Raw genomic sequence first — 19,339 nt, 5'->3', positions numbered from 1 at the left:
CTGCTCCGGGTTCCGCGCGGGCACGCTGCGATCCGTACGGACTCCTCAAGTCCATCGACCGGATCACCTCATGCATCTGCCCATCGTCTGGCTCATCAACCTCGGCTGGTTCGTCTTCCTCGCGTACTGGGCGATCCAGTCGCGGGCGGTGAAATCGACGGCGCGCAGCGAGCCGTTCGCGGCCCGGTTCCTGAAATACTGGCTGCCGCTGATCGTCGGCACTGCGCTGGTGCTGCCGTGGCGCGGAGGCGAGGGCACGCTGCTGCGCGTGCGTTTCGCGCCGTCCGGCCCATGGCTGCCGCTGCTGGGCGTGCTGCTGCTGTGGGCCGGCGTGGCGTTCGCGATCTGGGCGCGCGCCACGCTGGGCCGCAACTGGAGCGCGGTGGTGCAGGTGAAGCAGGGCCACGAGCTGGCCGAGCGCGGCCCGTACCGCTGGGTCCGCCACCCCATCTACACCGGCCTGCTGATGGGCTTCCTCGGCACCGCGTGCGCACTGGGCGAATGGCGCGGCCTGCTCGGCACCGCCATCGTCGGCGTGTCGTTCTGGTTCAAGTTGAAGCTGGAAGAACGTTGGATGCGCGAGCAGTTCGGCGCGCGCTACGAGGACTACATGCGGCGGGTGAAAGCGCTGATACCTGGCATGTTCTGAAGCAGGAAAACTCCGAGATCTTGTGGGGTAGCCACGGCGCCCATTGCGGTAAGGGTCGCAGCGCGGGGTGCGGAGGCGGGCTTTCTCGCCAGCAGAAAATTCTCAGGGAACCAGGAGATCACGCATGTTGATGTTTGTTGCCGCGGGACTGGCCATGGCTTCATCGGTTGTCGCGCCGCAAGCCGCTCGGCCCGACCAGCTCGCGCTTGACCAGATGCGCCACTACGCGCCGTACCAGGCAGCCGTACAAGACGCCTATCAAAAATACGAGGAAGCGCTGTCCGGTCACTGCCCTTCCCTCGATCTTGATCAAGCCACTGCCCGGGCCCGGATCGAACTGCCGTTGGAGGTGAATGAGCAGGGGCATATCGTCAGCGGCATCTGGACTGAGCGGACGCAGGGCGTTGCGTGCGGTGAAACGCGGCGCTACACGGCTCTGGTGATCTTCAAGGACAGCACCCCGCACGTCTTGCCCGTCTTTCCCGGCGACTCCTTCGCGTCGCCCGCGCTTCAGCACGACGCGCTGGTCAGCGTGGCCAGTGCGATGACGGTGAAGGGTGCCCGGTGTGTACCGGAGGTACTCGATACCGTATTGCCGCAGGGTGTGCCAGCCACCGCGGGCGCGCCCTGGAACGAGACTTGGACCGTCCGAAGCTGTGACGAGAGCTATCGCGTGCCGATCCGTTTCGTGCCGGATGCCACGGGAACGGGATTCGATATCGATCCCAAAACGATTACTCAGCTCAAGACGTCAGCAGGCTGAGCTGCCTTCAACACGGTTGTTGTCCGGCGTGCCGGCCACGCATCGCCGGCGCCGCGGATTTCGCGGCGCTTGCTTCAGTGCGACAGCTCGAACGCGGTCAGCACCTGCACGGTCTGCTCGGGCTTTTCCAGCATCGGCATGTGGTTGCAGCCGCTGAGCGTGGTGGTGCTGATCGCGGCGGCGTTGACCAGGCCGTTGCGCAGGCTGTCCAGTGCGGAGACGTCGATGATCTTGTCGTCGCGGCACCACAGGCCCATCACTGGCATGGTGAGCTTGTCCAGACGCTGTTGCACGGCCAGGTATTGCGAGGGCTGGCGCAGCTCGTTGAAGGTCTTGTTGAGGAACGCGCGGTCGCGCTGGTTGCGCTGGATCAGCACGTCGATGAAGCGCCCGGGCAGGTCCGGCACGGTCTCGAACGCGAGCGACTCGGCTTTCTGGAAGCCGGCGCGGTCGTCGTAGATGAAAGGGTTGCTGCCGGCGAGCGAGCGGCGGGCGAAGTCGTTCTCCTTCGAGGTCAGGCCGAAGGAGTCCATCAGCACCAGCCGGTTGACCACCTGCGGGTGCTCCGCCGCGTAGACGCCGGCGATCGCCCCACCCATGGAATGCCCGACCACGGTGACGCTGCGCAGGCCCAGCGCCTGGGCGAATGCATCGAGGCGCGCGGCCTGGGCGTCGATGTCGTAGCTGGCGCTGTCGTTGCGCGAGGAGTCGCCCCAGCCGGGCAGGTCCGGAATGATCAGGTGAAAGTGCGGCGTGAGTTCCTTCGCCACCTCCAGCCACACCTCCTTGCTGGAGTCGTAGCCGTGCAGCAGCACCAGCGTGGGGCCTTCGCCACCCTCGTAGTAAGACCAGCGCGTGTCGCCGGCCTGCACGGTCTTGCTCTCCAGGTGCGCGGCCATCGCCTGGCGTGCGATGTCAGCACGCAGCAGCCACTGCGGCGCGAACAGGTAGCTGCCGCCCAGCGCCAGGGCGAGGATCACGATGACGCCGAGCAGGAACTTCAGCCGTCGCAGCAGCAGGCGCTGCCACAGGGGGCGTGCGGTGGCGGGTGTCGTGGCGGGCGTGGAAGACATGGCCTGTGCCTGTGCAGAAAGAGGGGAGGGTACGGCGCGGATGTGTCAGCGCATCGACGTGGCAAGGTGGGGACGCCGGCCGCGTTCCCCACCCCGTCCGCGCTTACTTCGCCGGCTTGGCCTTCGCCTTGGCGAAGATGCCCTCGATCACCTGCTGGGTCAGCGGATGATAGCCATCCTTGGTCTTGGCGTAGGACGCCTCGGCGTAGGCCAGGCCCTCGGGCGTGGCGGCAAAGGCGCGGTACACCGGCGTGGTGAGGTAGATGCGGCCGATGCGGCTCATGTGCTCGCGCGCGCCCGGCCACACGTCCTTGTCGCCGGCGGCGATGGCGTGGATGTACCAGCGCATGCCGATCTCCGCGTTGGGCGTGCCGGTGAGGTGCCAGGCCGCATCCAGCGCCTTCATCTGAGCGAGCTGGGGCGCGTCGGGCAGGCGGTCGAGGAAGTACATCCACTCCTGCGTGTTCCAGCCCTTGGCATCGAGCTGGTCGGCGCTCAGCGTGCCGGCGGTGAAAGCCTTCACCTTGGCGTCGATGATGTCGAAGCGCGCCGAGGTCGGCAGCGGTGCGTCCTTGGGGATGCCGGTGCCGTAGACCCAGTCCTTCACCTCGGCCTCGCTCATCTTGCCGGGGTACTTGTCGAGCAGGTTCGCCTTGAGGAAGGCCAGCATCTGCTCGGTAGTGATGCTCTGGAAGGCGAAGTGGTCGAAGTAGCTCTTCAGGTACGGGTCGAACGCGGCACGGCCGAAGCGCTGCTCCAGCGTGCGCAGGAACCACGAGCCCTTGTCGTAGGCCACGTCGGAGAGCGCGTCATCGGCGTCCACGTCGCCCGGCACCGGTGCCAGCTTCTGGCTGTTGGCCGGCATGCCGCCGATGCTCTTCTCCAGGGCGCGGGCCGAGAGCAGCGCCTCCTCGTCGGCCAGCGACTTGCCGTACACCGCCTCGGTGATGCGGCCCTGCACGTAGGTGGTGAAACCCTCGTTGAGCCAGCCATCGCGCCAGGTGGCGTTGGTCACCAGGTTGCCGGACCAGCTGTGCGCCAGCTCGTGCGAGATCACCGAGGCCAGGCTCTTGTCGCCCACCACGATGGTCGGCGTGGCGAAGGTCATGTTCGGGTTTTCCATGCCGCCGAACGGGAACGACGGCGGCAGCACAATCAGGTCGTAGCGGCCCCAGCGGTAGGGGCCGTACAGCTGCTCGGTGGTGGTGATCATCTTCTCGGTGTCGTCGAACTCGCGCGCGGCCTTGTGCACCATCGACGGCTCGGCATACACCGCGCTGCGCGGGCCGGTCGCCTCGGCGGCGATGTCGCCGGCGGCGATCGCCAGCAGATACGACGGAATCGCGTGCGGCTGGTCGAACGAGAAGTCGCCATTGAGTGGATGCTTCGCGTCGTTGAGCGCGCTCATCGCCACGCGCACGCCTTTCGGCGCGCTGACGTGGGCGGTATAGGTAAGGCGGATCGCCGGCGAATCCTGCAGCGGCACCCACGAGCGGGCGTGGATGGATTCGGACTGCGAGAACATGAAGGGAAGCTTCTTGTCGGCAGTCTGTGCCTTGCTCAGCCACTGCAGGCCGCTGGCCTTGGGCGAGGTGTCGTAGACGATGCGCACCTTGGCCGGATGCGTCGGCGCGGCGATGGTGAGCTTGCTGCCGAGCTGCTTGTCGCGCGGCGCCAGGGCGTAGGTGAGTGCGCTGGCGTGGCCTTTGGCGTCGATGCCCTCGATGCGGGCGATCTTCAGGTCGCGCGTGTCCAGCACCAGCGAGGCCGCCTTCGGGTTGACCCATTCCAGGCTCAGCGTGGCGCGGCCGTGCAGCTGCTTGTGCGGGAAGTCCACCGTGAGGTCGAGGTCGAGATGGCGGACCTTCACCTGATCGGGCTGCGCGTACGAATACGGGTCGGCCGCGTGGGCGGCCAGCGGCAGCAGCAGGGCGCTCGCGGCGAGCGTGGGCAACAGGCGCATCGGGCAACTCCATGAAGGGAAGGCGCCGAGTATGCCATCGCGCCGCGGGTGCCCGGACGTGACACAAGGCCTGCACGGCCAGCGTCGACCGGGCACTCACGGCACGGCTGCGCATACTGCCGCCGTTTGCAACCGGGAACGCCGATGCGACCCTTGCCCAAGCCGCTGCGCTGGACCCTGCGCGCGCTTGCCGCCAGTTACCTGCTGTACCTGCTCGCCGGCAACGTGTTCATCAACACGGCGCTGGGCGAGCGGGTGGTCAACCAGCGGCCGGCGGGGTTTCGCATGCAGTGGTCCTGGGGCGTGACGCCGTGGCCGGGCTGGCTGTACCTGCGCCACCCCGCTCTGGCGGGGCATGCGCGCTGGAAGCAGTGGTCGGTGACTGGCCGCGGTGCGTATGGGCGCATCGCCCTGCTGCCGCTGCTGCAACGCCGATTGAGCTTCGTTGGCGTGCATGCCGACGCGGTCCGCGTGCGCGTGGTGCGTGCCGACCACGAGCGGCTGCCGCCACCCTGGTCGCCGCAGGCGTGGACGGTGAGCCTGCGCGGCCTGCGCACCGATTCGCTGCGCCACGTGCGCTGGTTCGCCCTGAGCTTCGACGGACGGGCGAGCGCCGACCTCGGCTTCTCCCACCAGCTGCGCGGTGGCCCCACGCAGGTGTTTCCGTCGTCGCTGCACGTCACCGAGGGCCGGCTGGCCTACCGCGACCAGCCGCTGTTGACGGCCATGACGCTGGACATGCGCGGCACGGTGGCGCCGTTCCGGCACGACCAACCGGCCGGCCTGCAGAAGTTCGACCTGCTCCGGGCCACGCTGCAGCTGGACGCCACGACGCCGGCGCTGTCGCCGCCGCAACCGGGCGATCCTTTGCACTGGCTGGGCGGCGACGATCCGGACGCGCACGGTCGCCTGCATGCCGCCGTCTCGTTCGACCGCGGTCGCCTGGAGGAGGGCGGCGTGCTGCGCTGGCACGGACCGCTGGCGATCGGTACGCCGGCGCATCGCGTGCACGTGGTGCCGGCGCAGATGCTGGTGCAGGCCCACGCCGACGAACTGCAACTGCGTGCTCGCGCGGTGTCCTCGCCCGGCGACGACGAACGCCGCGCGCAGCTCGAGCTGCGCTACGCGGGCCGGCACCTGCGCCGCCTGGCCAGCGCCGACGCGTGGTCGCATCTGGACGGATCGCTCCAGCTGCACTGGCACTTCGCCTCGCTCGACTGGCTCGGGCCGCTGCTGGCCAAGGACTGGCTGCGCCTGCAGGGAGCGGGCGAAATCGACGCCGACGTGCGCCTGAGCCAAGGCGTGCTGCAGCCCGGTAGCCACGCGGAACTGCCGGGGGTCGACCTGCGTGCGCGCGTGTTCGACAACGAGTTCGCCGGGCACGCCCGCGCCAAGGCCCGCGTCGAGGGCCAGGGCGAGCACCCTGTGACGCTGTCGATCGCCGCCGACCGCTATACGCTCGCCGCGGCGGCGCAGCCGGATGCGGTGTACCTGCACGGCAACGACCTGGCGATCGACCTGCACTCGAGTGCCACGCTCAGCCGCTTCGCCGAGCAGGCGCGCGGCCGGTTGCACTTCCGCGATGCGCGCATTCCCGACCTGCGCACCTACAACCGCTATCTGCCGGGCGACAGCGTGCGCATCCTCGGCGGCCGTGGCCGCAGCAGCGCCGATCTCGTGCTCGGCGGCGGGGGCGTGGTCACCGCAGGCCAGCTCCACCTCGACGGCCAAGGCTTGGACGTCGCGCTGGGCGTGGCGCGCCTGCATACCGACCTCAACATGGACGCCTCGCTCGACCACGCGCAGCAGACCGCGCCGCGTCGCTATGCGCTGTCGTCGTTCGGCGTGGCGCTGAGCCACGTGCGCCTGGACGACGCGGACGATCGCGCGTGGTGGGCCAGGGCGACCCTGCAGCACGGCGTGCTGGACTGGAACGAACCGTTTCGCCTGCGCGGTGATGCGAAGCTGCGGATGAAGGACGCCAGCGTGCTGCTGGCGCTGTTCGCCAAGCGGCACGCCTTTCCGGCCTGGATCGCCCGTATCGTGGATGTCGGCGAGCTGGACGCCACCGGCCAGTTGCTGGTGGGCAAGCGCAAGGACGACCGCGCGCAGTTCGTGCTCGACGATGTGCGCGCGCACAACCGCCGGGTGGATCTCGATGCGCGGCTGCGCATCCTCGACGGCAAGTCCGACGGCGTGCTCTACGCGCGCTGGGGCGTGCTCGGTCTCGGCGTGGCGTTGGGCCAGGGCCAGCGGGATTTCCACCTGGTCGGTGCGTCGAAGTGGTACGAGGCGCAGCCGCCACTGCTGGAGGGAACGCCGCCGCAGTCGCCGTGACCGCGGTGTGCCTGCCGCTGGGTCAGGGCAGCTCGCCGCTGGAATGCGGATCGAGCCGGTACGGATGCATCTCGGCGAGGTGACCGGGGTGGGCCGCCACGCGGGCGATCCATGCGCGCAGCTGCGGGTAGGCATCCAGCGCCAGGCCCGCTTCCTCGGCGCGGCTGCCGTAGGCGAACACGGCGATGTCGGCGATGGTGTAGGCGTCGCCAGCGAGGAACGGCCGCAAGCTCAATTCGCGTTCGAGGATCGCCAGCGTGCGCTGCGCCGCGGCCTGCTTGGCCTCGACGATCGCCGGCGCGCGCCGGGCGAGCTTGCCGGTGAGCGTCCAGTGGCGCAGCGCGCCGATCACCGACTCCACCCGCTCCTGCTCGAAGCTCATCCACTGCCACACCTTGGCGCGGCCGAACGCGTCGTCGGGCAGGTAGGGCGTGCCCTGCGCCAGGTACATCAGGATCGCGTTGGATTCGGCCAGCGCGCGCCCATCCTCCAGCTGGATCGCCGGCACCGTGCCGGTGGGGCTGATGCGCAGGTAGTCCGCGCGCTGACCTTCGCCCTCGAAGATGCTCACCTCGACCGTGCGATACGGCCGCTGCAGGTGCTGCAGCAACTGGCGGATTTTCCAGGCGTTCTGCGAGGGCAGGTAGTCGAACAGGGTCAGCATGGGCGCACTCCGGTGGGGAGCGCGCAGTGTCGCTGGGGTTCGCCGCGCCGGCCATCCGCTTCTTGCGCGGGTGGCGGCGAGCCGCCCGAAAGCTACGGCTTGACGCTGGATGCCGCGGCGGGCGCGCCCTTGCGCTGCAGAGAGGCGACGTAGGCCTTCACGTCATCCACCGAGACGGCGCCGCGATGTTCGCGGTCGATCGCGTCGAAGTGCGCGCGGATGAACGGCACCGGGCCTTTCTCCGCTTCCTCGCGACTGATCAGGCCGTCCTTGTTGCGGTCGGCGATCTTCATGTTCTTCAGCGCCATGGAGGCGTCGCTGGAGAGGCTGCCCATGCCGTGCTGCGCGTGGGCCGGCGCGAGCGCGCCGAGGGCGAGGCTGCTGATCAGGGCAAGACGTGCGTAATGCATGGGCGTTCTCCTGATGGACCGGATCAGTATGGCACCGCGCTCAGCCGTAGCGGTCGGCCAGCGCGTCGGTGGCGCTGACCAGGGCGTCGACGATCGCCGGGTCGGCCGCGCTGTGACCGGCCAGCACCACGCGCAGCTCGGCCTCGGGCCAGGCCTGGCTGAGATCCCAAGCGCTCTTCATCGGGCAGATGATGTCGTAGCGGCCGTGCACGATGGTCGCGGGGATATGGCGGATACGATCGATGTCGCGCAGCAGCTGGTTGTCTTCCAGGAACAGGCGGTGGCGGAAGTAGTGCGCCTCCATCAGCGCCAGGCTCACCGCGCGGTGCGGGTCCTCGAAGTCGCCACCGGCGTCGGGTTCGTGCACCAACGTGGTGCTGCCGCCTTCCCAGGCGCTCCAGGCCTGCGCGGCGGCGAGCCGGGTGCGTTCGTCGTCGCTGCTGAGGCGGCGCCAATAGGCCTCCAGCATCGAGTCGCGCTCGGCCTCGGGGATATGCGCCACGAAGCGCGCCCAGCGCTCGGGAAAGATCAGCCGCGCGCCGCCGTCGGTTTCGTTGAACCAGCGCAGCTCCTCCTCGCGGCCGAGGAAGATGCCGCGCAGTACCAGCCCAAGCACCCGCTCGGCATGCGCCTGCGCGTAGGCCAGCGCCAGCGTGGAGCCCCACGAGCCGCCGAATACCACCCAGCGCTCGATGCCCAGATGCGTGCGGATCGCCTCGATGTCGGCGACCAGGTGCCAAGTGGTGTTGTCGGTGAGTTCGGCGAACGGCGTGGAGCGGCCCGCGCCGCGCTGGTCGAACAGCACGATGCGGTAGCGCGCCGGGTCGAAGAAGCGCCGGTGATAGTCCGACAGGCCCGCGCCGGGGCCGCCGTGCAGGAAGATCACCGGCAGGCCATCCGGGTTGCCGCACTGCTCGACGTGGAGCGTATGCAGTGCGTCGACCGCCAGCGTCTGGACGGCAAACGGCGTGATCTCGGGATACAGCGTGCGCATGGGGGGTGTCCGGATGTCGGAAAGGGTCGAGGCTACTCGTTCGGAAGCGCGCTCGCTGCGTTCCACATCGCGCGCGTGATCGGGCGATTCGCGTGCGGCGTCTGCAGTACCACCAGGGTAGTGGTGCTGATGCTCGGGTGGATCTTCAGCAGGCGGTCGAGCACGGTTTCCAGGTGGCCGATGGACATCGCCACCAGGTGCAGCAGGGCAGAGTCCTCGCCGGCCAGACGACGACAGTCGAGTACCTCGGGAATGTCCTGCACGATCACGCCGATGCGCGCGCAGATGCCGCCGTCACAGCGCAGACGCACCATCGCGTCGATGCTGTAGCCCAGGCGCTTGGGGTCGATCACCGCGCGATAGCCGCGGATCACCCCGGCTTCCTCCAACCGCTTCACCCGCTCGGCAACGGCGGGGGCGGACAGGCGCACCAGGCGCCCGAGCTCGGCGTAGCCCAGGCGCGCATCGGCCTGCAGGGCCTCGATCAGCTGCCAGTCGCGGGCGTCGAGTTCAGCTTTGGATTCCATGGCGAATCTTCCGGATGAATGTTTCTTTCGATGGCGAAATACCCGCTGGCGGGTTGCATCCATTATTCCCGGCCACGGGCGCCGCCGATAGCATGCGCAGCTTCCGATCGTTGTTCTTTTGCTCTTCCCCGCCCCCACCCGGATACCTCCCCATGGCAAGCCCAGATCGTCTCGATGCCCGCGCACTGGCCTGCGTCGGTGTCGCCCTCGTCACCTGGTCGTCGGCGTACGCGTCGATCGCCTACGCGCTGGCCGCCTTCACCCCCGGCGAAGTGGCGCTGGCGCGCCTGAGCATCGCCTCGCTGTGCTTCGCGCTGTTGCTGGCGGTGAAGCGGGTGCCGCTGCCGGCGCGGCGCGACTGGCCGCAGCTGGCGCTGCTGGGCGTGATCGGCCTCACCGTCTACCACCTGTGCCTGAACTACGCCGAGACCCGCATCGCCAGCGGCACGGCGTCGATCCTGATCTCGCTGGTACCGGCGGCGACCGCGGCGTGGTCGGCGATCTGGCTGCGCGAGCGGCTGTCGGCGCGCACGCTGATGGGGCTGGGCGTGGCCCTGATCGGCGTGGTGTTGGTGGTGCTGGCCAGCGGCAAGCAGGTGCGCTTCGAGCCGATGGCGGCGCTGGTGCTGGTGAGCGTGCTGGCCTCGGCGATCTATTTCGTAGGGCTCAAGCCGCTGTTCGCGCGTAACAGCATGCTGGGGGTCACCGCGTTCGGCTTCTTCGCCGGCACGCTGGGCTCGCTGCCGTTCGGTCTGCACCTGCCGCAGGCGGTGGCGGCGGCCCCGTGGCCGGCGATCGCAGCCCTGCTCTGGCTGGGCATCGCACCCACCTTCATCGGCTACATCGCCTGGAACGTGGCGATCCATCGCAGCTCGGCCTCACAGGTATCGAGCTTCATCTACTTCTCGCCGCCGATCGCGGTGCTGATCGGCTGGGTCTGGCTGGGCGAGCGGCCGGGACCGCTGACCCTGGTCGGCGGTGTGGTGACCGTGGCCGGCGTGGTGCTGGCGAACACGAAACGGCGCGCGCGCCCCACGCCGCCGGCCGCGGTGCCGTGCGAGTCCTGAGTGTTGCCTGCGCGTGATGCCTGTCCAGCACGAGCAACCATCGCGATGCCCAGCGCAGTGGTAGGAACCCACCCTGTGGGCGACCGCTTTCGCGAAACGACCGCACGGGTCGCACCGACCAGGCACACCGCGACAGCGGCCACATCAACCAGCGCGTTTCGCCTGATTGAAATCCAGCGCGGCGGTGAGGTCGCCCGGCGGCGGGCCGCCGGCGGCGACCATCGCGCGCTCGCGCAATGCCAGCCCGGGCAGCTTCTCCAGGCCGAAGCGGCGGGTGATGAAGCGGGCGATCGAGCCGGTGTCGTAGACGGTGTGGTCCACGTGGCCACGCTTCGCCCACGGCGAGACGATGATCGCCGGGATGCGCGTGCCCGGCCCCCAGCGGTCGCCTTTCGGCGGCGCCACGTGATCCCACCAGCCGCCGTTCTCGTCGACGGTGATCACGATCAGCATCTTTTTCCACAGCGGGCTGCGCTGCAGTGCCTGCACCACGCGCGCCAGGTGCCGGTCACCGGCCTCCACGTCGGAGTAGCCGGCGTGCAGGTTGAGGTCGCCCTGCGGTTTGTAGAACGTCACCGGCGGCAGCGTGCCTGCGATGGCATCGGCAAGAAACTTGTTGCGCGGAGCCGTCTCGCCCAGGCCGCCGTCGCGCAGGTGCTTCGCTCGCGCGGCGGTGCCGGGGGCGAGCGAGGCGAAATAGTTGAACGGCTGATGGTGCACCTGGAAGTTGGGGCGGTCCGGGAACTCGCCTTCGGGGCCGTCGCCGTGCCCGTCCAGCGCCGCCTGCCATGCGCCGCCGTACCAGGCCCAGTCGACGCCCTTGGCCGAGAGCATGTCGCCGATGTGCTTGTGCTGCTGCGGCGGCAGCGTGTTTGGGCTGGCCGGGTCGGCGCGGGTCGGGTCGTTCGGGTCCTGGGTGAAGGCCGGGGCGTAGGCCGGGCCGATGGTGTTCACCGCCCAGAAGTCGGGGGTCAGCGTGGAGCGGCCTTCGAACTTCGGCTTGCCGTCCATCGCGCTGGCCGGCGAGTCGTGGGCCACTTTGAGCCGGGTGTCGTCGACGCGCCCGCTCTCGGTGACGGCGATGTTGTACTGCGCCGGGCTGGTATCCGCGTGCGGGTAGAACGGCGGCTGCGCGGCGACGAGGTACTGGTGGTTGAGGAACGAGCCGCCGAAGGCGCCCATGAAGAAGTTGTCGCACAGCGTGAACTGCTCGGCCAGGCGCCACAGGCGCAGGTTCACCGCGTTGTCGCCGTAGTGGCCCATCACCAGCGCGCCGGAGTCGCCCCAGGCGACGAAGCCGTCGTTGCGCCCGCCGTTGATCTGCATCTGGTTCTGGTAGAACGCGTGGATCAGGTCACGCGTCACCACGCCCTGCGGCAGCGGTTCACCGTCCGGCGTGTGCAGGGCGAACGGCGCGTTCGGCAGGCCGGTGAGATCCTCTTCCTGGATGTGATAGCGGCGATGGTTGACCACTTGCGCATGCGGTACCAGGCCGTGCCAGATCGGCGGCAGGGTCTTGAGCGGTTGACCATCGCGATCCAACTGCACGGCGCGTTCCGGCGGCCATGCCTCCAGCGGCTCGGCCAGACCGGGAAAGCCGGCGAACAGGTTGTTGAAGCTGCGGTTCTCCGCGAACAGCACCACCACGTGGTCGATGTATTCGCGCAGCAGCGCGTCCATCGCGGCGTCGTCGACGGTCGTGCTGCCGCCCTCGCCGGCGGCCATCGCCGCACGCGCCGCCTCGCCACCCAGCGCCAGGCCGGCACCGGCCACGGCCAGCCCGCCGAGCAGGCGCCGCCGCTGCGGATCGCGCGGAGCGTCGGAGTGGGCGGCGGTCGAGTCGTCGTGCGGTGGTTCTTTGCGGGTCATGGCGGATCGGTCGGGAGCGGCGTGGGGAGTCCAGAGCATACGCACGCCGTACGCTTCGATCCATGCGCCATCCGGCCCGGGCGCTGCATCCCCATCCGTCCCATCCGTTGCCGAAGAGGAAGCATCCCGTGGTCACCCTGCATATCGCCAACAAGAACTACTCGTCCTGGTCGCTGCGACCGTGGGTGCTGCTGCACGAGCTGGGCATCGCCTTCGACGAGCAGATGCACCCGTTTGCGCCGGGCCCCAACTGGGAAGCCTTCCGTGCGTTCTCGCCGAACGGCCGCGTGCCGTGCCTGCGCGAGGGCGACACGTTGGTGTGGGATTCGCTGGCCATCGCCGAATACCTGGCCGAGCGTCATCCGGCCTGGCCGCAGGACGCCGCCGCGCGCACCTGGGCCCGCTGCGCCGCGGCGGAGATGCACTCGGGCTTCGGCGCGCTGCGCCAGCAGTGTTCGATGAGCTGCGGCCTGCGCATTCGCCTGCACGAGATCGGGCCGGCGCTGGCCGCCGACGTGGCGCGCATCGACGAGCTCTGGTGCGAAGGCCTGCAGCGCTTCGGCGGCCCCTTCCTGGCGGGCGACCGCTTTACCGCGGTGGATGCGTTCTACGCGCCGGTGGCGTTCCGCGTGCAGACCTACGGTCTGCCGCTTTCGCCCGAGGCGATGGGCTGGGTCGAGCGCGTGCTGGCGCGCCCGTCGATGCGTCGCTGGTACGACGAAGCGCTGGCCGAAACCTGGCGCGATACCCCACACGACGTGGAGTCGGCCCAGGTCGGCACGATCACGGCCGACCTGCGTGCCCGCTGACGGGCTTGCCATGCGGGTGCGGTGAGATCCCCCGCGTCAGGCCGTCGCGGCCGCCAGGCGGCGGCGTGCCAGACGCGGAAGCAGCCGCGCCAGCAGCGGAATCAGCAGCAGTACGAAATTGTTGTACGCCGGCGCCACCCAGGCCAGCGCGAACGCCAGCAGCGCCGCCGTGGGCAAGGCCCAGCTGCGCGCACGCACCGCGACCACGTCGGCGGGCGCCACGTCACGGCGCAGATAGGGTGCGCGCAACGCCTTGCCGAACAGCCAGCGCTGCAGCAGCCCGGCGGTCAGCAGGGTGCCGGCATAGAACAGCTCCGGCACGCGAGCCAGCGGGTTCGCACTCATCAGCGCCGTGGCGAACGGCATGAAGGCAATCACCATGAGCAGCAGCAGATTCGGCATCACCAGCCCGCTGTCGTAATCCGCCAGCAGGCCGAACACCCGATGGTGCGCGGCCCACAGCGCGCCGATCACCAGGAAGCTCAGGATGAAGCCCATGAAACTGGGCATCAGCTCGTGCAGGGCGGCCAGATACGCCTGATCGTCCACCACGCCCAGCCGCGGCACATGGATCTCGATCACCAGCAAGGTGATGGCGATGGCGAACACCGCGTCAGAGAAGAAGGTCAGCCGTTCAAGCTGGGAGGCGTGCGTGCTCATGGGTCTCCTTGGCAGTTGGGCTCACTGGTACATGCGGTGGCGGTAGAACCACGCGACGAGGTGCTGGAAGCGCGCCGGCGCGTCGAGTGTCAAGGCAAGTAGGCAAGACACGCACTGCGCCACGATGATGGCGCAAAGCACGAACACGATGTCCATGAACATCCATCCGCATGAAACGGATGCCGCGATCACCAGCAGGCCATTCCGGTAGGACCGACCGTCGCGGCTGCAGCGCCGCTCGACCCACCAAAGAAGCGCCGTGATGGCAAGCGAGGCAATGAGTGCCCCTATCCAAAGCGGCGCGCTTGGCTGCGTATCGCTGACAGCGGCGAGTGCCAGCAGCCAGCACAGCGGGAGCAGCCGCACGATGCCTCTGGCGACCCAGGCGGTTGGCCGTGTCAGGGCGAATAGCCGGAGTGGTTCGGACGACATGACCAGCGCTTCCCTGCGGGTTTGGAGCCGATGCGGTGGGCCGGTGACGGCCGCTGCCGTTGGATCAGAACTTGTACGCCTTGTGGATCGCCACGATGCCGTTGGTGAGGTTGCGCACTTCCACCTTGCCGAAGCCGGCGCGCTCCATCATGCCCTTGAGCGTTTGCTGATCCGGGTGCTTGCGGATCGACTCGGCCAGGTACTGGTAACTGTCGGCGTCGCCAGCGAACAGTTTGCCGAGCTTGGGCAGGATGTTGAACGAGTGGAAGTCGTAGAGCTTGCCGAACGCCTCGTTCTGCACCTTGGAAAACTCCAGCACCAGCAGGCGGCCGCCGGGCTTGAGCACGCGGCAGATGTCGGCGAGCGCCTTGTCCTTGTCGGTGACGTTGCGCAGGCCGAAGGCCATGGTCACTGCATCGAAGCTGTTGTCCGGGAACGGCAGAGCCTCGGCGTTGAGCTGGGTCCAGCGCAGGCCGTCGACCAGGCCGCGGTCGGTCAGACGGTCGCGGCCGACCTGCAGCATGGCGGCGTTGATGTCGCCCACGATCACTTCGCCGTCCTTGCCCACCACCGGCTTGAGCAGCGCGGCGATGTCGCCGGTGCCGCCGGCCAGATCCAGTACGCGGTCGCCGCGTCGCACGCCGCTGATCGCCACGAAGTGGCGCTTCCACAGGCGATGCACGCCGAACGACATCAGGTCGTTCATCAGGTCGTAGCTGCGCGCGACCGAGGTGAACACCTGGCCGACCAGCTTCTGCTTCTCGCCCACCGGCACGTCGCGAAAGCCGAAGTGGGTGGTCGATTCCGGGGCGGATTTGGGCTGCTCGTTCATCCGCGCAATGCTACAGGATCGGCCGCTCGCGCTCGCGGTTGGCAGGCAATGCGCACCGCTCTTCTGTAGGAGCCCGCTCGCGGGCGATGCTTTTGCCCCTGATCCCCATCGAAGCTTCCGGCAAGGCCGCATCAAAGCCAGGAGCATCGCCCGCGAGCGGGCTCCTACAGGGAGTCGGTGAATGGGGTGCCGTCCTGCTTGTAGACCACGCCGTCCTTCATCACGAAGCTCACCTTCTGCATCAGCGTGATGTCCTCCAGCGGGTTGCCCGGCACGGCGACCACGTCGCCGACGAAGCCGGGCGCCAGCTGCCCAAGCTTGCCGGACTGGTGCAGCAACTCGGCGGCGTGTGTGGTGGCCGCCTGCAGTACGAACATCGGCGGCATGCCGGCGTCCACCATGTACTTGAACTCCTTCGCGTTCTGTCCGTGCGGGTAGACCGCCGCATCGGTGCCGAAGGCGATCTTCACGCCGGCCCGGTACGCCTTGCCCGCGGTGGCCTGGATGATCGGCCCCACCTTCATCGCCTTGGCGGCTACCTGCGGTGGGTAGTAGCCGGGCTTGGACGCCATCTCCTGCACGTACTTGCCGGCGATGATGGTGGGCACGTACCAGGTGCCGTGCTCCTTCATCAGCTTCATGTCCTCGTCGTTCATGAAGGTGCCGTGCTCGATCGAGTCCACGCCGCCCAGGACCGCGCGGCGGATGCCTTCGGCGCCGTGCGCGTGGGCGGCCACGGTGTAGCCATAGTCGTGCGCGGCGGCGACCACGGCCTTGATCTCCTCCAGCGTCATCTGCGGGTTGTCGGCGCTGGCGCTTTCGTCCAGCACGCCGCCGGAGGGCATGATCTTGATCAGGTCGTCGCCCGCCTTGTAGTGCTCGCGCACCGCTTTCCAAGCATCTTGAGGGCTGTTGATGATGCCGTTGGCCGGGCCCGGATCGCCGGCCAGGTCCTGACGGTAGCCGTCGGTGGGATCGGCGTGGCCGCCGGTGGAGCCGATCGGCACGCCGGCGGTGTAGATGCGCGGCCCCGGCACCACGCCCGCGTTGATCGCGTTGCGCAGGGCCACCGACTCGTTGTGGCCGTCGCCGAGGTTGCGCACGGTGGTGAAGCCGGCCAGCAGGGTACGTCTGGCGTAGACGGTGGAGCGGATCGCGTAGTCGGCCACGTTCCAGCGGAACTGGTCGGAGTAGCCGGTGGGGCTGGTTTCGTCAGTGAGGTGGGTGTGCGCGTCGATCAGGCCGGGTAGGCAGGTCGCAGTGGGCAGCACGGTCGCCTGAAACCGCTTGCCGGCGGCCTGCGCCTGGTCGCCCATGGCTTTCAGGTCGACCGTGCCGGGGCGCACCTCGCGGATGACGCCGTCATCGACGATCACTGTGGTTTCGCCCAGCAGCTTGCCGGCGGCAGTGTCGATGGCATGGCCGCAGGTGACCACCGCGAGGCTGCCTCTGGCGGGTGCGTCGGTGGGCGCATCCGCCTGCAGGGCAGTGGGAAGCCCCAGCGCGGCAGCAAGGGCAAGCGTGACGGGACGAACGGACATGGCCACGCTCCGTATCAAGGAAGCGCCATCTTAGGCAGCCATCTCCACCGCCAGCCAGTGGCGAGCGGCCGGAACGTCAGTCGGGGCGTCGTTCGTCGCGCGAGGTGTCCGGCTCGACCGGAGTCACCGGTTCCACCGGCTCGTGCACGTGGACGCGATGGGCCGCCTCAACATGGCGCGCGTGCAGGTCGGCCGGCGACGCGTCCGGCGGCGTGGCCTCGGCGATCTGTGCGATGCGGGATGTCTTGTCGTCGTCCCGGTCCAGTTCGTGGCGGTCGTCGTGACCGCCCGGGGTGATCTTCAGGATGGAATGGCGCACCTCGCGTGCCAGGATCACCCGTGCGTCGCGCACCATGTCGTCCAGAGCGCTGTCGTAGTCGAGCTTGCCGGCTTCGTCGGTCCACACGATCTTGCGCTCGCGCAGCTTCTGGATAAAGCCGCGGAACAGCGCCTTGTCGAAGAACTCCGGTGCGGCCTGCTCACTGAGCAGCGAGAGGCGCTGCGCAGTGAGCGTACAGGCGTTTTCCAGCTCGCCGGCGGTGAGCACGTGCGGACCGTTCTTGGCCAGCGCGGCGAGGGTGATGTAGTAGCGCTCGAACGCCTGGATCAGGCTGCGCCCGATCACCTTCAGCTGGTAGGCCGCGTCGTCCTGGCCGGGGCCGCGTTCCAGCACGCGGCCCTCGCCGGTGGATTCGAGCAGGCCGCGTCGCACGAAGAAGTCGATCGTCGCCTGCAACTGCTGGCCGAAGCCCTCGCTGTCCCACGGCAGGAACAACTCGCCCTGTATGAATGGGTAGATGATCTTGCCCAGCCGGATCACCGAGTTGCGCGACATGCGCCGATTGTTGAGGAAGCAGCACGCCACCCACGCCGCGGTGGCGGTGAGGTGCAGCACGTTGTTGCGGAAGTACGACAGCAGCACCGCCTGCTCGTCGTCGGCCACCAGTACGTCGCCCAGCGGATGCGCCACGCGGCGGATCCAGCCCATCTGCTCGCCGTAGGCGATGATCGCAGCCGGGTCCAGCGGGGTCAGGGTGACGCGGTCCGAGTACGGCAGCGCTTCCAGCAACGCCTTGCTCAGCTCGAGCTGGGCGAGCAGGTCGGCCTCGGCCATTGCATGCTTGGGCGTGGCCAGCAGAGCCAGCGCCAGCAAGTTGATCGGGTTCACGTCGGCGGCGCGGTTGATGTTCACCTGGATCTGCTGGGCGAGGCGATCGACCACGCCGCCCAGCCACTCGGGCTTGGCGTCCGGATCGCCGCTGGCGTCGCGCCACTGCGCGCTGGCCGCATCGAGCAGCGGGGTGAGTTCGATCGGCTCGCCGAAGTTGAGTGCCACGTGGCCGTAGCGCTGACGCAGCACCTTGAGACCCTTGATCAGGCCGATCAGGGATTCCTTTTCCTTCGGCTTGCCGCTGAGCTCGCCCGCGTACGACTTGCCCTCCATCAGCTTCTCGTAGCCGATGTACACCGGCTGGAACAGCACCGGTCGGCGCGGCGCGCGCAGGAATGCGCGCACGGTCATCGCCAGCATGCCGGCGCGCGGCGCCAACAGACGTCCGGTGCGCGAGCGGCCGCCTTCGATGAAGTACTCCATCGGCACGCCGCGATCGATCAGTTGCGCCACGTACTCGTTGAACACCACCGAATACAGCGCATTGCCCTTGAAGCTGCGGCGCAGGAAGAACGCGCCGCCGCGGCGCAGGATCGGCCCGATCACCGGCAGGTTGAGGTTGGCGCCCGCCGCGATGTGCGGCACCACCACGCCGGAGTGATGCAGCTGGTAGCTCATCAGCAGGTAGTCGGCGTGGCTGCGGTGACTGGGCACGTACACCACTTCATAACCCGGCGCGGCGGCGCGGGCCTTGTCGAAGTGGTGCATGGCGATGCCGTCGTACAGCTTGTTCCAGAAGTTCGACAGCACGAACGAGGCCGAGCGCACCACCGGGTGCGAATAGTCGGCGGCGATCTCCAGCATGATCTTCTGCGCCCGGCGCCAGGCCTTGGCGTAGGTGATCTTTTCCTTGCTGGCGGTGGCGGCGATCGCCGCGCGTACCGGCTCGGCGTTGAGTACGGCGTCGACCACGGTGCGCTTGTGCGAGAGATCCGGCCCGATCACCGCGGCGCGGATGCGGCGGAAGTGCACGCGCAGCACGCGGGCGATCTTGCGCGCGAAGCGCTCTGGCGGCATCGCGCCGGCCTCGGCCAGTGCCTCGCGCAGCGACACCGGGGCGGAAAACTGCACTACCGTGTCGCGCCCGTTGAGCAGCAGTGCCAGCAGCCGGCGGAAGTGGCCCACCATCACCCAGTTTTCCGAGAACAGCACGCGGAACCAGCCCGTGTCGCGGCTGGGGGCGCGGCCCACGTAGATCGACACCGGCACGATCTGAACGTCGCGGCTGGGGTCGTCCTCCAGCGCGCGGGCGAGCTGGCCCAACGTGTCCTTGGGCGAGCGTTGGCGGTTGCGCCCCCACAGCAGGCCGTCGCTGCGGCCCAGTGCGAACACTGAGCGGCGCCGGCGCGTGCCGGGCAGCGGCTGCATCGGCGAGGGCAGGCCGGCCTCGCGGCAGGCGCGCTCCAGGATCAGTGCGTCGGACAGGCCGTCGCGCTCGATCACGTAGCACACCGGCACGCCGGCCGTGAGCAGGGCGGCGGGCTCGGCTGGATCGCGGCGCAGCTTCAGCCACGGCTCCAGCAGGTGGCCGGTGAGGTTGAACCACCACGGCGCGCGGCGATTGGGGGACGTGTCCAT

Annotated in this window: 17 protein-coding genes; 5 read left to right on the top strand and 12 right to left on the bottom strand. The window is 68.8% G+C overall.

All coding sequences use genetic code 11. The features are described 5' to 3' along the window. Positions 1–70: 70 nt before the first annotated feature. Positions 71–649 carry a methyltransferase family protein gene (locus tag ACTHJF_RS16465; protein WP_440268065.1) on the top strand — a complete coding sequence of 193 codons (579 nt, stop codon included), beginning with the start codon at positions 71–73 and terminating at the stop codon, positions 647–649. A gap of 124 nt (positions 650–773) precedes the next feature. After that, positions 774–1,412 (top strand): hypothetical protein, encoded by a 639-nt coding sequence (locus ACTHJF_RS16460; protein ID WP_440268064.1) that lies wholly within the window; start codon positions 774–776, stop codon positions 1,410–1,412. 74 nt (positions 1,413–1,486) lie between these two features. Here ACTHJF_RS16460 and ACTHJF_RS16455 read toward each other — a convergent pair whose 3' ends face one another. Together ACTHJF_RS16455 and ACTHJF_RS16450 are read right to left on the bottom strand one after the other, a co-directional pair. Further along, positions 1,487–2,485, bottom strand: coding sequence for an alpha/beta fold hydrolase (locus ACTHJF_RS16455; protein ID WP_440268063.1), 999 nt, complete (start codon positions 2,483–2,485; stop codon positions 1,487–1,489). Positions 2,486–2,588: 103 nt separating this feature from the next. Beyond that, a complete protein-coding gene (locus ACTHJF_RS16450) occupies positions 2,589–4,448 on the bottom strand; it encodes a M1 family metallopeptidase (protein WP_440268062.1) in 1,860 nt (619 codons plus the stop codon). 144 nt (positions 4,449–4,592) lie between these two features. Here ACTHJF_RS16450 and ACTHJF_RS16445 point away from each other — a divergent pair, with 144 nt between their 5' ends. After that, the gene (locus ACTHJF_RS16445) at positions 4,593–6,785 is read left to right on the top strand and encodes a hypothetical protein (RefSeq protein WP_440268060.1); all 2,193 of its coding nucleotides are present in this window, start codon (positions 4,593–4,595) and stop codon (positions 6,783–6,785) included. Between the two features lie 22 nt (positions 6,786–6,807). Here the strand turns inward: ACTHJF_RS16445 and ACTHJF_RS16440 are convergent, their stop codons facing one another. From ACTHJF_RS16440 to ACTHJF_RS16425, 4 genes are all read right to left on the bottom strand, one after another. Next, positions 6,808–7,449 carry a glutathione S-transferase family protein gene (locus ACTHJF_RS16440; RefSeq protein WP_440268059.1) on the bottom strand — a complete coding sequence of 214 codons (642 nt, stop codon included), beginning with the start codon at positions 7,447–7,449 and terminating at the stop codon, positions 6,808–6,810. Positions 7,450–7,541: 92 nt separating this feature from the next. Next, positions 7,542–7,859: an EF-hand domain-containing protein gene (locus ACTHJF_RS16435; RefSeq protein WP_440268058.1), complete on the bottom strand. Its 318-nt coding sequence runs from the start codon at positions 7,857–7,859 to the stop codon at positions 7,542–7,544. Positions 7,860–7,899: 40 nt separating this feature from the next. Beyond that, positions 7,900–8,853, bottom strand: coding sequence for a prolyl aminopeptidase (gene pip, locus ACTHJF_RS16430; protein ID WP_440268057.1), 954 nt, complete (start codon positions 8,851–8,853; stop codon positions 7,900–7,902). Positions 8,854–8,885: 32 nt separating this feature from the next. Further along, positions 8,886–9,380 carry an Lrp/AsnC family transcriptional regulator gene (locus ACTHJF_RS16425; protein ID WP_440268056.1) on the bottom strand — a complete coding sequence of 165 codons (495 nt, stop codon included), beginning with the start codon at positions 9,378–9,380 and terminating at the stop codon, positions 8,886–8,888. A 152-nt stretch (positions 9,381–9,532) separates the two neighbouring features. Here ACTHJF_RS16425 and ACTHJF_RS16420 point away from each other — a divergent pair, with 152 nt between their 5' ends. After that, positions 9,533–10,447, top strand: a complete 915-nt coding sequence (locus ACTHJF_RS16420; protein ID WP_440268054.1) for a DMT family transporter — start codon at positions 9,533–9,535, stop codon at positions 10,445–10,447. 144 nt (positions 10,448–10,591) lie between these two features. Here ACTHJF_RS16420 and acpA read toward each other — a convergent pair whose 3' ends face one another. After that, positions 10,592–12,316 (bottom strand): acid phosphatase, encoded by a 1,725-nt coding sequence (gene acpA / locus ACTHJF_RS16415; protein ID WP_440268053.1) that lies wholly within the window; start codon positions 12,314–12,316, stop codon positions 10,592–10,594. Between the two features lie 128 nt (positions 12,317–12,444). Here acpA and ACTHJF_RS16410 point away from each other — a divergent pair, with 128 nt between their 5' ends. Continuing rightward, positions 12,445–13,125 (top strand): glutathione S-transferase family protein, encoded by a 681-nt coding sequence (locus tag ACTHJF_RS16410; RefSeq protein ID WP_440268052.1) that lies wholly within the window; start codon positions 12,445–12,447, stop codon positions 13,123–13,125. A 36-nt stretch (positions 13,126–13,161) separates the two neighbouring features. On the opposite strand, the gene ACTHJF_RS16405 is transcribed toward ACTHJF_RS16410, so the two are convergent. The 5 genes from ACTHJF_RS16405 to plsB all read right to left on the bottom strand — a co-directional run bounded on the left by ACTHJF_RS16405 (position 13,162) and on the right by plsB (position 19,339). Further along, positions 13,162–13,785, bottom strand: coding sequence for a TMEM175 family protein (locus ACTHJF_RS16405; protein WP_440268051.1), 624 nt, complete (start codon positions 13,783–13,785; stop codon positions 13,162–13,164). 21 nt (positions 13,786–13,806) lie between these two features. Then, the gene (locus tag ACTHJF_RS16400) at positions 13,807–14,217 is read right to left on the bottom strand and encodes a hypothetical protein (protein ID WP_440268050.1); all 411 of its coding nucleotides are present in this window, start codon (positions 14,215–14,217) and stop codon (positions 13,807–13,809) included. Positions 14,218–14,281: 64 nt separating this feature from the next. Next, the gene (ubiE, locus tag ACTHJF_RS16395) at positions 14,282–15,049 is read right to left on the bottom strand and encodes a bifunctional demethylmenaquinone methyltransferase/2-methoxy-6-polyprenyl-1,4-benzoquinol methylase UbiE (protein ID WP_431634761.1); all 768 of its coding nucleotides are present in this window, start codon (positions 15,047–15,049) and stop codon (positions 14,282–14,284) included. A 164-nt stretch (positions 15,050–15,213) separates the two neighbouring features. Further along, positions 15,214–16,590: an amidohydrolase family protein gene (locus tag ACTHJF_RS16390; RefSeq protein WP_440268049.1), complete on the bottom strand. Its 1,377-nt coding sequence runs from the start codon at positions 16,588–16,590 to the stop codon at positions 15,214–15,216. Between the two features lie 76 nt (positions 16,591–16,666). After that, complete coding sequence (gene plsB, locus ACTHJF_RS16385) at positions 16,667–19,339, bottom strand: glycerol-3-phosphate 1-O-acyltransferase PlsB (RefSeq protein ID WP_440268048.1); 2,673 nt, start codon at positions 19,337–19,339, stop codon at positions 16,667–16,669.

The sequence above is a fragment of the Dyella sp. genome, from assembly GCF_051962475.1.
Lineage (GTDB): Bacteria > Pseudomonadota > Gammaproteobacteria > Xanthomonadales > Rhodanobacteraceae > Dyella_A.
This window is presented reverse-complemented; position numbering and strand designations above follow the sequence as displayed.